Here is a 13,088-nt window from a genome sequence, read left to right as displayed (position 1 = left end):
AAAAGAAGAAAAGATTTTTTATTTTTAAAAATGCTAAGTTATATTTATAAAAATTATCGATTAAATTCATTCATAATAAAAATTTATTTTTTAGGAGGGTGTATAGACAGGACCTTTTTTAAATAACGAGCGGTATGACTTGAAGAATTATTAACAACATCCTCAGGAGTTCCAATAGCTATAATTTCACCACCTTTATCTCCACCTTCTGGGCCCATATCAATAATCCAATCGGAACATCTAATTACGTCAAGATTATGTTCAATGACAATAATTGAATTTCCCTTATCTACTAATCTCTGAATAACGTCCATCAGTTTATGAACGTCAAAAAAACTAAGTCCCGTAGTTGGCTCGTCAATTAAATAAAGTGTTTTACCTGTTGCACGACGAGATAACTCAGTAGCTAATTTAACCCTTTGGGCTTCTCCACCAGAAAGTGTTGGAGCGGGTTGTCCCAATTTAATATAGCCAAGGCCAACATCTAATAAAGTACGTAATCTATCTGCTGCTTGAGGAAGTGTAGAGAAGACCTCTACAGCCTGTTCAACAGTCATCTCTAAAACATCTGAAATTGTGTATCCTTTATATCTGACTTGTAATGTCTCTCTATTAAATCTAGCTCCCTTGCATACGTCGCATTGAACATAGACATCAGGTAAAAAATTCATTTCAATAACATTAACCCCTTGGCCTCTACATGCTTCACAACGACCTCCCTTTACGTTAAAGCTAAATTGACCAACCTGATAACCACGAGCCTTTGCCTCAATAGATGCCGCAAAAACCTGTCGTATAGGATCAAAAGCACCTGTATAAGTAGCAGGGTTGGAACGAGGCGTTCGCCCAATCGGAGATTGATCTATAACAATAACCTTATCAATAGAATGTGACCCCCTTAATTCACCTAAGCCCTTAGGAAAAGGAACTTTGAGTCCCAAAGAATTACTAAGAGCTGGATGCAGCAACTCATTAATTAAAGTACTTTTACCACTGCCACTGACACCAGTAACAGAAACCAAACGTCCCAAAGGGAAGTCCACAGAAACATTTTTTAAATTATTTAGTTGGCAGTCGATTAACCGTAAATGTCTTGACCCGTCTTTTCTACGTTTAATTGGTGTAGGTATAGAAGACCTCCCACTTAAATAAGCACCAGTAAGAGAATCCTTTGCAGTTAAGACATCGTCTATAGAACCTTTAGCAACTATTTTGCCTCCATGAATTCCAGCACCTGGACCTATATCTACCAAATAATCCGCAGCTCTAATTGTATCTTCATCATGTTCTACAACAACTAATGTATTTCCTAAGTCACGCAATCTCCTTAATGTAGATAATAAACGATCATTATCTCTTTGATGCAAACCAATGCTTGGTTCATCAAGCACATAAAGAACACCTGTTAAGCCAGCTCCTATTTGGGTAGCCAAACGAATTCTTTGAGCTTCTCCTCCAGAAAGTGTCATTGCAGGTCTATCTAAACTCAAATAATCAAGACCTACATCAAGCAAAAATTGCAATCGCAAACGAATCTCTCGTAATACGAGTTCGCCTATTTGTATTTGTCTAGAAGTTAGCAAAGGTGAAGATTTCTTCGATTCACTAACACCCATCAACTTTTCTATATGTTCAAGTGTTTCGGAAACACTAATTGAAGTTAAATCTGTTATTGAATAAGGTCCAATTTTAACAGCTAGTGCTTCTGGGCACAATCGTTTTCCACAGCAACTCTCACAAGGTACTAATTCTAAATATTTTTCTAATTTCTGCTTTATTGATTCACCATTTGCATCATTTAGTTGTCGTTCAAGAATAGGTAAAATACCCTCAAAAGGTCTTTTAAAACCTGAGCTTTTGCTATATCTACTATCAACTTTTATCAATATTGATTTCTCGCTTCCATGTAATAGGATTTGTATTTGTTCCGGCGTTAAATCCTTCCAACAAGACTTAATTTCAAACCCAAAAGCCTCACCGACTGAATATAATAAAGAAAAATAATAAGAATTATCTTTCTCACTCCATGGAGCAACTGCAGCATAAACCGGCAAAGAAGGATCAGGGATCACTCTTTCTGCAGTGAATTTCTTCAAATAGCCCATACCATGACATTCGGAGCACGCACCATATGGACTATTAAATGAGAATAACCTTGGTGAAAGTTCTTCTATAACAGCACCATGAACAGGACATGCGAAATTCTCTGAATACAACCTTTCTCTTTCAAGACCTTCTGGTAATTCCTCATTTTTTTTCGGTACAACCTCTACCAAAGCCAAACCATCTCCTCTTTTTAAGGTCGTAGTTAAGGAATCACTTAAACGTTCTTGTATTCCTTCTCGTGCAATTAAACGATCAACAACAACTTCTATGGAATGCGAATGATTTTTATCAAGCTCAATATTGTCAGATAATTCTCTAACTTCTTTATTAATTCTTACTCTAGCAAAACCTTCTGCAGCCAAACCAGATAAAAGCTTTGCATGAGTTCCTTTTTTACCACGAACTACTGGAGCAAGTAATTGATAACGAGTGCCTTCTGGCAAAGTAAGTATTTGATCAACCATCTCATCAATCGTTTGAGGAGTAATTGGTCTTTCACATTGTGGACAATGGGGATCCCCAGCACGACCAAATAATAATCTCAAATAATCTTGGATTTCAGTAACAGTTCCCACTGTTGATCTTGGATTATGACTTGTTGATTTCTGATCAATAGAAATTGCCGGAGATAAACCTTCAATAGCATCAACGTCAGGTTTATCTACTTGACCCAAAAATTGCCTTGCATAAGCAGAAAGGCTTTCTACATATCTTCGTTGTCCTTCAGCAAAAATAGTGTCAAAAGCTAAAGAACTTTTACCGCTGCCACTCACCCCAGTAAAAACAACCAATTTATTCCGAGGAAGAGTTAGATCAACATTCTTAAGATTGTGTTGTCGAGCTCCTCTAACACGTATTACCTCTTCCAAGGGAACGTCATTTAATTGATTTTGTTCAGACTTGTTTTTAGAGCTTCCCATGTGGGAAAAAATATAAGTTTTTATTCTAAAGAGTTTTTAACCTATTAAGCTACTTGTTGTTCCAGCAAGCTGGCCGCATAAAGAGATGCATCGTGAATTTCTCCTCCAGCAAGCTCTGCTAATTCTTTTTGTCGATCAGAAAGATTATTAAGATCTTTGACGTTAGAGCTAGTAATTCCTCCGTTTACAGACTTAGTTACACAAAGGTGGTGGTCAGCCGCTGCCGCAACAATTGGCTGATGTGTTACACACAATACCTGGCCATTTTTAGACAAATCCTTTAATAACTTCCCAATTGCTTCACACACTTTTCCGCTGACACCAGAGTCAATTTCATCAAAGATAAAAATTTTTGATGTTTCTCTATAAGCAAGGGTTGCTTTTAAGGCCAATATGAATCTTGACATTTCTCCTCCAGAAGCAATTTGTTCAATTGGAAGCATCTTTTCTCCTGGATTAGCCGAAAACAAAAATCTGACAGAATCTGATCCGCTTTGATTAGGTTCATTGGCATCAATTTGAATTTTGAAGCGGACATTTAACAAACCTAATGGTCTAAGAGCCTTCATAAGGTTTGTCTCAAATTCTTGAGCAATTTTTTTCCTTAAATCAGATAATAAAGAATTATTCTTATCTCTTTCTAATCTTGCTAATTCTTCTTTTTTAGAACACTGATCAACAGTATTTTTAATGTCAATATTATATAACTCTTCAAGTATTTGATCTCTTTTGTGGATCAATTGTGAAAGGTCCATATTATATTTTTTTTCTAAGCTTCTAAGAAAGTTTAATCTTATTTGAACCTCTTCAAGTCTTCCCGGATCTGCATCTAAAGTAGAGTAATAGGACTCCAATGAAACAGTAAACCGATTAAAATTGTCTAAAAGATTTAGACATTCTTCATTATGAGTTTCTACTGTATTGTCATATTGAAGCAAATTTTTTAAATCATGGGAACATAATGAAAGTTGATCATATAAAGAAGGAATTTGATCTGTCCCTTCTTTTAATATAAATAATATCTTTTCTATAGAAGATTTAAGAGTAACACTATTAACTAATCTATCTTGTTCAATTTTAAGTTTTGTAATTTCATTGTCTTCGGTCAAATCTGCCTTATTTAACTCATCTAAACATTCTTCCATTTCTTGATGTTTGATTTTAATCAAATCAAATTTATTATTAATAATTTTTAATTCATCTCTTAATCTAACCCAATTATTCCAGCTTAAAGACACTTGTGATTTTACTTTTCCCAATAATGTATGTCCTGCTGCATCTAAACAATCAAGTTGTTGTGATGGAGAGTTCAATTTATATGAATATCCTTGAAAAGTAAAATCAATCAAAGAATTACGTATTTGAAGAGACTGATTTTTATTAATAAAAATCCCATTTATTCGACTTCGGCTTGTGGCACGACCTTCATTAAAACGCCATTCTCTAGTAATTAAAACTTCATTATTTTCATAATCTATTGAAAGATTTTTTAACAATTTTTTTAAAGGTTCTGTTAAAGAGAAAATTGCTTCTATAGAGCACATTTCTTTGTTTGGTACAAAAAGTCTTGTGCCCGCTGTTAATTGGCCACCTAATAAAAGATCAATTGAATCCAAAAGTATTGATTTTCCTGAACCTGTCTCACCAGTAATAACTGTGAAACCTTTTTTAAATAGAATATCTTGGCTCTTAAGAAGAGCAATATTCTTAATTCTTAGGCTTCTGAGCACATTTATCTAAGTAACCGACTAAACGGTAGCTAGACTACTAGGAAATTAGAAGGGGGTAGAGCTCTACCGCCATAAAATATGGCAGACGAAGTAAATGATTTTATTGAGGCAGCAGGCCTACTGGAATATGACCCTGAAGCAATAAGAAGAATATATCAAAGAAACCCAAGTCGACTTTTAACAAGACTTTGGCAAACATTAATTCCAATTGCACTGTTTCTTGGGAAAATTTTTTGGGAGAAAACTATTGGTGTACTTAAAGATCAAGAAAAAGCACGTGATCGATCAAAAGAGTTTACAAATTTATTAGTAAAGCTAGGCCCAGCATTTATAAAAGCGGGACAAGCTCTCTCAACAAGGCCCGATGTTGTACCACAATTAGTCCTAGAAGAACTAGCCCAACTTCAAGATCAACTTCCAGGGTTCGATGGAGATCTAGCAATGGCATGTATCGAACAAGATTTAAATGTAGAAATTCACGATATCTTTGAAAAAATAGAAAAAGAACCTATTTCTGCTGCATCACTTGGACAAGTGCATAAAGGAATTTTAAAGAATGGGCATATAGTTGCAGTAAAAGTTCAAAGGCCAGGTTTAAGAGAGCAAATCACTCTTGATTTATATATAGTAAGAAACATTGCATATTGGCTAAAAGCTAATATTAAACTTATTCGAAGTGACTTAGTCGCATTAATAGATGAATTAGGTAAAAGAGTATTTGAAGAAATGGATTATTTAAATGAAGCTGACAATGCAGAAAGATTTAGAGAGTTGCACAAGCATAATGAACAAATTGCTGTTCCTAAAATATATAGAGAAGTAACAAGTAGAAGAGTACTAACAATGGAATGGATTGACGGTGTAAAACTAACAAATATCGAAAAAGTAAAAGAATTAGGTTTCAAGCCTAAAGAAATGATTGAGATAGGAGTTAGTTGTAGTCTACAACAATTGTTAGAGCACGGTTTTTTCCATGCAGATCCTCACCCAGGAAATATTTTAGCCTTAAAGAATGGAAAATTATGTTATTTAGATTTTGGAATGATGAGCAACGTAACAAAAGAATCTAGGACTGGACTTATAAAAGCTGTAGTACATTTAGTTAATAAGAATTTTGATAAATTATCTAAAGATTTTGTTGAGCTTGGGTTTTTACCACGAGAAGTCAATTTAGAACCTATTGTTCCTGCTTTTGAAAAAGTCTTTAGTAAAGCTGTAAAAGTAGGTGTGAATAAAATGGACTTTAAACGTGTGACCGATGATTTATCCGGTGTAATGTATAAATTTCCATTCCAACTCCCACCTTATTATGCCTTAATCATTAGATCTCTAATAACTCTAGAAGGGATAGCCTTAAGTGTTGATCCAAAATTTAAAATCTTAGGAGCAGCTTATCCTTACTTTGCTAAAAGATTAATAGAAGATGAAGACCCGGGCTTAAGAGAAAGTCTAAAAGAAATGTTATTTGATAAAAATGCTTTTATGTGGGAAAGACTTGAAGACTTGATTGGAAGTGCGACTTTAGAAGCTGAATTAAATATTGATGATTTACTAGATCAAATAATTAATTTTATCTTTTCTGAAAAAGGACTTGTTTTAAGAAATGAAATAGTAAAAATAATCGCAGAAAAGTTAGATAGATTGAGTTGGGGTGCTATTCAAAAAATAAATCATGGTTTACCAGTAAAACTAAGATCAAAAACCATTGAAAAATCATTAAATAATTATAAATTAAATCTAAAGACTAATAATAAAGTAAATAACATTGTTAATGTTATTCCTGGCTTCAAAAAAAGAATGTTTTTCAAAAAGATACCAAGAATAATTAAGGAGCCTGTAACAAGAAAAATGGGCTTAGACGTTTTCAAAAAAACGAGTGAAAAAGGTATGGTCAGGTTAGTAAAAATTGCTGCAGGAGTAGAAGTCTAAATGAAGTTCCTTTTTACCTCCTTAACTATAAGTTGTTTGATGACAATCAATTCATTTATTTATTGTGAAAAAGTTAATTGTGCAGAGAATATTATAATTTATAAAGGTATATTAAGTAGATCAATATCAGTTGAATCACTAGATCATCTAGCAAAAACAAAAAAACTGAAAGGTTCATTAAAAAAAATTATAAAGCTAACTAATCAAAATAAAGATGAAATTTCTGACTTGTTAAACCAAGAGTACGAAGCTCCTCTAGTACTTACAAGTAAACTTATAAATAGTAAGATAGGTTCCGTTATTTTATCGAGAGTAGCTGAAATAATCTATCCAAATAAAGTAGAAAATAAATCAATAAGTGTTCCGGCGATAAGAGCAGCTTTAATTAATGGAATAGTAAAAGGAAATGGAAGAATAAATTTAATTCAATTTTTAAAATCCTATCCAAATAAAAATATAGCTATTAATTATTCAGCTTTAAGTAAAGTTATTAATAAAGTTGAATCAATGAATGATCTTGTAGAATTTTTTAGTGGATCTCCATTAGACAAACTTAAAAACATTAATTCTATTTAAAATGTCTTTTATCAAAACTATAAAAAATTCATTTAAGAAAAATACTGTTCACAAAACCTGGCCTGGTTTAATCGAAGCTTATATGCAATGGTTACCAGTAAGTGAAAAAACACCAATAATAACTCTTCAAGAAGGAGCAACACCGTTAATTTATATAAGATCTGTATCAGAAGAAATTGGAAAAAATGTAAAAGTATATGTTAAATACGACGGTCTAAATCCTACAGGTTCATTTAAAGATAGAGGAATGACTATGGCAATAAGCAAAGCAAAAGAAAATAATTGTGAAGCTGTTATTTGTGCAAGTACTGGAAACACTTCAGCTTCTGCAGCAGCATATGCAAAAAGAGGAAACATGAGAGCATTTGTTTTAATTCCAGAAGGATATGTTGCTCAAGGAAAATTAGCTCAAGCACTTGTATACGGGGCAGAGGTTATTTCTATAAATGGTAATTTTGATAAAGCATTAGATATAGTAAGAGAAATATCTACTCAATATCCTGTAACTTTAGTTAACTCTGTAAATCCATTCAGATTAGAAGGGCAAAAAACATCGGCTTTTGAAATCATTGAGTCATTAGGAAATGCACCAGATTGGTTATGTATCCCTATGGGAAATGCAGGAAATATCAGTGCTTATTGGATGGGATTTCAAGAATATTTTAAACATAAGAGGTCAGATAAGTTACCAAGAATGTTGGGATTTCAAGCAAGCGGTTCAGCTCCACTAGTTCATGAAAAAATAATACATGAACCTCAAACAATAGCTACGGCTATACGAATTGGTAATCCTGTAAATAGGGAAAAAGCATTAAAAGTGAAAAAAGAAAGCAATGGGAAGTTTCTAGCAATAACTGATGAAGAAATTATAAGAGCATATAAATTACTGGGAGAAAAGGAAGGTATTTTTTGCGAGCCTGCCAGTGCAGCCTCCGTAGCTGGACTATTAAAACTTAAAAGAGAAGTACCAAAAGATTCCACAATCGTTTGTGTGTTAACTGGAAATGGGTTAAAAGACCCAGATTGTGCAATTAATAATAATGATGCAATATTCCATACAAATTTAGATCCAACTATTAATGACGTAGTCAAAGCAATGAAACTTTAAAAAGAAGTGGTCAAAAAAAAAAGTGTCTGTGGAGTTTAAATATTGTTTAGTTCATTTTTTGTGGAGAAAAGGCAAAAACTTGAATTATTTATTTTCTAAGATTTTTCACACATATAATTTTTTGTGGAAAAGGTTTGTTTTTTAACTTTTAATTTTTTTTTTCAACATACAATGATTCCATAAAGAGTAGTCTTACCAATGCTTTATGGGTAATTTCCACAGTTTCCTCAGCTTCTACTACTACTATTCATATATTTTCTTTGAAATAGAATTAGAAAAAGAAAACAAAGATATCGATTTTTTTAAGGGTATTGCGCTTCTGAAATAGCTATGAAATCCTTAGTTATCGCCTTTAAGGTTCTCAATTTTTTTATTTAATGAGACTTACTTGTTCTCAAACTGATTTGAACTCTGCTCTCCAGTTGGTGAGTAGGGCTGTAGCTACAAAACCAACTCACCCTATTTTGGCTAATGTCCTCTTAACAGCTGACCAAAGTACAAATCGCTTAAGTTTAACAGGATTTGATTTAAGCCTTGGTATTCAGACTTTTTTAACTGCTTCAGTCGAAATTAGTGGTGCAATAACACTTCCTGCAAAATTATTAGTAGAAATTATTTCAAAATTATCAAATGAATCACCTGTAGTTTTTGAAACTGATGAAAACGGTGAGATGGTTTCACTGAAAAGCAAATCTGGCACTTATCAAGTTAGAGGAATGCCTTCAGATGATTTTCCTGATCTACCTTTAGTAGAAAGTGGCAATTCTATTAAATTAAATGCCTCTGAATTTGTTAATTCTTTAAGGTCTACTCTTTTTGCGAGTAGTAATGATGAAGCTAAACAACTTTTAACAGGTGTTAATTTAAATTTTAAAAGTTCTTCTTTTGAGGCGGCTGCAACTGATGGTCATAGATTGGCTGTTTTTAATTTATCAAATATTTTAGATAACGATAATGAAGAAAATTTTTCATTAACTCTTCCTGCAAGATCTTTGAGAGAAGTTGAAAGGTTTATAGGTAGTTGTAAAGATGCTGAATCTATAAGTTTCTTTTCAGATCAAGGTCAAGTAGTGTTTATGGCTTCAGACCAAATAGTTACTACTAGGACATTAGATGGAATTTATCCTAATTATTTACAATTGATACCAGACGAATTTTCAAATGAACTTCAATTTAATCGCTTGGATTTTATTGCATCCTTAGAAAGAGTAGCTGTCTTAGCCGATCAGCATAATAATATTATTAAATTAACGAACAATAATAATACTGTTTTAATAAGTGCAGACGCTCAAGATGTAGGAAGTGGTTCTGAATCAATACCCGTAAAAACAAATGGAAATATAGATCAAATAGCTTTTAATGTAAGATATTTACTTGAAGGTTTAAAAGTTATTTCTTCTGAAGAAGTAATTTTAAAATGTAATTCACCTACAACACCTGCAATTTTTTCACCAGTTTCAGAAGAATTAAAATTTATATACCTAGTAATGCCTGTTCAAATCAGAAGTTAAATTGGTTAATCTAAATAATATATTATTATCTGATTTTTCACAGCTAATTGTTAGGTGTGATCAAGGTATAGATCATGGTAAAGGATATATGGTTTGGATGCATCCACCTGTTCATAGGGTTTTGGGATGGGTAACTAGTACTTCTTCTTTAAATCTTCATAAGGAAGTTTGGAGGCTTGATCAGTTAAAGAAAATATCAAATGAATTTATTTATGTTAAAGGATTGCCTTCTGTTTCTGACCAACCTACTTTAGATAGAATTCCTTCTTTGATAAACACAACTCTTTTAAATAAGAATGGACTTAAAATAGCTACTTTAGTAGATTTAGTTTTTAATTATAATTCTGGCAGAATATTATATTATCTTGTTTCTAGAAGTAATCCTAGAATACCAGGTTCTAGTCGTTGGTCATTAAAAATAGATCATATTAAGGATCAACAGCCAGGTATGATTTTGTCTAATTTAAACTCCCTAGATGATCTTCCTTTGTTAAGAGCAAGTGTTAAAGAAGAAATTTTAAAGAAAAGTAAAGGCTGGAGAAATCAAATTCAAGATATTACTAATGTTGCAACTAATAAATTAGAAGGATGGTTAGAAGAATCTCCCTGGGAAGATAGAACCATAGGTTTTTCAAATACAAAAGATAGTTTTGATAATGTTAGAAGTAATTATGAAAACAAAGAACTACAATATGATTTAGACCCTACAGAGTCTTATAATAAGTCAAATAATAATGATTCTGACCCTTGGATTTGATCTATGACACAGAGTGATAATTTTCTAAATATTTTAAATTCCAACGAATTTACTTGTGATTATGATATTGTAAAAGCTTTAATTAAAGAAGGATTAAAAGAAGAAGATTTTGTTGAAATATGTCAACGATTAAATAGAGCTCCAAATAGAACTGAGTTAGGAATGTTTGGAGTAATGTGGTCTGAACATTGTTGTTATAGAAATTCTAGACCTTTATTACAAAATTTTCCAACAAAAGCACCTCATGTATTAGTTGGTCCAGGTGAAAATGCAGGTGTTATAGATATTGGAAATGGAGATAGATTAGTTTTTAAAATAGAAAGTCACAATCACCCTTCAGCTATAGAACCTTTTCAAGGAGCTGCAACAGGTGTAGGAGGAATTCTAAGAGATATTTTTACTATGGGTGCACGTCCTATTGCAATATTAAACGCTCTAAGATTTGGCCCTTTAAATAAGGAAAAGAATATATCTTTAATACAGGGAGTAGTTTCAGGAATTGCTCATTATGGAAATTGTGTAGGAGTACCTACAGTTGGAGGAGAAGTTGTTTTTGATGAAAGCTATTCAGGAAATCCTTTAGTTAATGCAATGGCTATAGGCTTAATGGAAACACAAGATATTGTTTGTTCTGGAGCCAAAGGTATTGGATATTCTGTTGTTTATGTAGGTAATACAACAGGTAGAGATGGAATGGGTGGTGCAAGTTTTGCTAGTGCGGAACTTACTGATTCTTCTTATGATGATAGACCTGCTGTACAAGTTGGAGATCCGTTTTTTGAAAAAGGTCTTATAGAAGCATGTTTAGAAGCTTTTAAGGCTGGGGATGTAATAGCAGCACAAGATATGGGAGCAGCTGGTCTTACATGTAGTTCATCTGAAATGGCAGCCAAAGGAGATGTAGGTATTGAATTAGATCTTGACTCTGTACCAGCTAGAGAGAAAGGGATGACTGCATATGAATTTCTTTTATCAGAATCACAGGAAAGGATGCTCTTTGTTGTTAAACCTGGTTTAGAGTCTAAGTTGATGAATCGTTTTACTAAATGGGGGCTTTATGCTTCTATTGTTGGAAAAGTTATTCCAGAAAAGAGAGTAAGAGTTATTCATAATAAACAAATAGTTGCAGATGTTCCAACGACAGCATTAGCTGATGATACACCTGTAGAAAAACATAGTGTATTAAAAGAGCCTCCTAAATTTATTCAAAATCATTGGAAATGGACCGAAAGTTTATTAGATAAAGAAACTTTGAAGGGCATTTATAAAAAAGATAAATTAATTTCTTGGAATCAAATTTTACTAAATTTATTAGACTCCCCTTCCATTGCTTCAAAAAGTTGGATTTATAATCAATATGACTATCAAGTTCAATCTAATACAGTTCTAGGTCCAGGTTTAGCTGATGCTGCAATTATAAGGATTCGTTCACAGGACGATTCTAATTCTACAAAAAATAGCAACAAAGGAATTGCTGCTGTTGTTGATTGTCCTAATAGATGGGTTTACTTAGACCCAGCAAGAGGAAGTATGGCCGCAGTTGCAGAAGCTGCTAGAAACATTAGTTGTGTAGGAGCTTTACCCCTTGCTGTTACTGATAATTTAAATTTTTCTTCTCCTCAAAATGAAATAGGTTTTTGGCAGTTAGCTTCATCTTGTGAAGGATTATCTATTGCATGTAGAAAAATGGAGACACCAGTTATTGGAGGAAATGTCTCGTTGTATAATGAAACTAAAGAAATAGATAATACAGTTAAACCAATACAACCAACTCCAATTATTGGAATGGTTGGTTTATTGGATGATTTAAATAATATTTGTACTCCATCATGGAAAAATGACCAAGATATAATTTATTTATTAGGTTTACCTTTTGATAATAAAATAGATAGTAGAGTAACCCTTTCTGGATCGGCTTATTTAGAATTTATTCATGAATTAATAACAGGTAGACCTCCTGAAATTGATTTAGATTTAGAAAAGCAAGTTCAAGCTTTTTTACGTGAAGCTATTTCTAAACGTTATATTGAATCAGCTCATGATGTGAGTGATGGAGGTATAGCAATTGCTATATCTGAGTGTTCTATTTCTTCAAAATATGGTGCTAAAATAAACCTTCCTTCATTAAATTCACGTATTGATCGTTTGTTATTTGCTGAAGGAGGAGCAAGAATTATAATTAGTGTCTCCCCTTCTAATCAAAAAAATATTAGTTCTTTAGTAAATGAATTTAATAATAGTAGGTCTAAAGACATTAATTTAACTAAACTAGGAGTTGTTCAAAAGGTAAATCATTTATTTATTACTCAAAATAATTGTTCATTAGTAGATATTCCTATATCAAAGTTAAGATTTGCTTTTGAAAATTCTCTTTCAAGTAGAATTAATAATAAGTTTTAAATTTTGCCTTGAAAATTTTATATTTAAATAATTTCTTAAAAAGTTTTACTA

8 protein-coding genes are annotated in these 13,088 nt (G+C 32.5%); 6 read left to right on the top strand and 2 right to left on the bottom strand.

Annotated features, from left to right (window positions below; all coding sequences use genetic code 11):
* Positions 1-83 precede the first annotated feature (83 nt).
* A complete protein-coding gene (gene uvrA, locus SOI85_RS06355; protein WP_320663573.1) occupies positions 84-3,026 on the bottom strand; it encodes an excinuclease ABC subunit UvrA in 2,943 nt (980 codons plus the stop codon).
* 44 nt (positions 3,027-3,070) lie between these two features.
* Positions 3,071-4,756 (bottom strand): DNA repair protein RecN, encoded by a 1,686-nt coding sequence (locus SOI85_RS06350; protein ID WP_320663572.1) that lies wholly within the window; start codon positions 4,754-4,756, stop codon positions 3,071-3,073.
* A 78-nt stretch (positions 4,757-4,834) separates the two neighbouring features.
* Here SOI85_RS06350 and SOI85_RS06345 point away from each other — a divergent pair, with 78 nt between their 5' ends.
* The 6 genes from SOI85_RS06345 (at position 4,835) to purL (ending at position 13,037) form a co-directional block, all read left to right on the top strand.
* Positions 4,835-6,685 carry an ABC1 kinase family protein gene (locus SOI85_RS06345; protein WP_320663571.1) on the top strand — a complete coding sequence of 617 codons (1,851 nt, stop codon included), beginning with the start codon at positions 4,835-4,837 and terminating at the stop codon, positions 6,683-6,685.
* 39 nt (positions 6,686-6,724) lie between these two features.
* Positions 6,725-7,261: an alpha/beta hydrolase gene (locus SOI85_RS06340; RefSeq protein ID WP_320663570.1), complete on the top strand. Its 537-nt coding sequence runs from the start codon at positions 6,725-6,727 to the stop codon at positions 7,259-7,261.
* A gap of 1 nt (position 7,262) precedes the next feature.
* Positions 7,263-8,369 carry a threonine synthase gene (gene thrC, locus SOI85_RS06335; protein WP_320663569.1) on the top strand — a complete coding sequence of 369 codons (1,107 nt, stop codon included), beginning with the start codon at positions 7,263-7,265 and terminating at the stop codon, positions 8,367-8,369.
* Positions 8,370-8,746: 377 nt separating this feature from the next.
* Complete coding sequence (dnaN, locus tag SOI85_RS06330; RefSeq protein WP_320663568.1) at positions 8,747-9,880, top strand: DNA polymerase III subunit beta; 1,134 nt, start codon at positions 8,747-8,749, stop codon at positions 9,878-9,880.
* A 1-nt stretch (position 9,881) separates the two neighbouring features.
* A complete protein-coding gene (locus SOI85_RS06325) occupies positions 9,882-10,637 on the top strand; it encodes a PRC-barrel domain containing protein (RefSeq protein ID WP_320663567.1) in 756 nt (251 codons plus the stop codon).
* Between the two features lie 3 nt (positions 10,638-10,640).
* On the top strand, positions 10,641-13,037 hold the full coding sequence (gene purL / locus SOI85_RS06320) for a phosphoribosylformylglycinamidine synthase subunit PurL (RefSeq protein WP_320663566.1): 2,397 nt from the start codon (positions 10,641-10,643) through the stop codon (positions 13,035-13,037).
* The last annotated feature ends 51 nt before the right edge of the window (positions 13,038-13,088 follow it).

This window comes from Prochlorococcus sp. MIT 1223 (assembly GCF_034092465.1).
Classification (GTDB): Bacteria; Cyanobacteriota; Cyanobacteriia; order PCC-6307; family Cyanobiaceae; genus AG-402-N21.
This window is presented reverse-complemented; position numbering and strand designations above follow the sequence as displayed.